This is a genomic window from Gilvimarinus sp. 1_MG-2023 (assembly GCF_030548285.1).
The window spans coordinates 1-258 of sequence record NZ_JAUOSC010001255.1 but is presented as its reverse complement, the minus strand read 5'-3'; the positions used below and the strand labels follow the sequence as shown (position 1 = coordinate 258).

Below are 258 nucleotides of genomic sequence, written 5' to 3'. Positions count from 1 at the left end.
CCCTGCCGTCTTGCGCCCATCCTCGCCAGCTGCGCGCCTTGCTACGCAACGACGCCCTGACGTTCAGCGCAGGCCCCATGCCAAGCGCCGCGGCCGACCCGGCCACACACGCTTCAGCGCCTTCACCTTCCAATACCCGCGAAGACGGCCCGGTCGCCGTCGATCCACACGTTTTTTCCAAAGCCGTACTTGCCCATCAAGGAGCTAACCATGACTGATACCATCATCAAAATTGACCTTAACCAGTCTGCTTACGAG

At 60.9% G+C, this 258-nt stretch carries 1 protein-coding gene; it reads left to right on the top strand.

The window, feature by feature from the left end; all coding sequences use genetic code 11:
• Positions 1-218, top strand: a 218-nt coding sequence (locus tag Q4563_RS20895; protein WP_303605884.1) for a hypothetical protein, incomplete at its 5' end; no start/stop codon positions are given.
• Positions 219-258 lie beyond the last annotated feature (40 nt).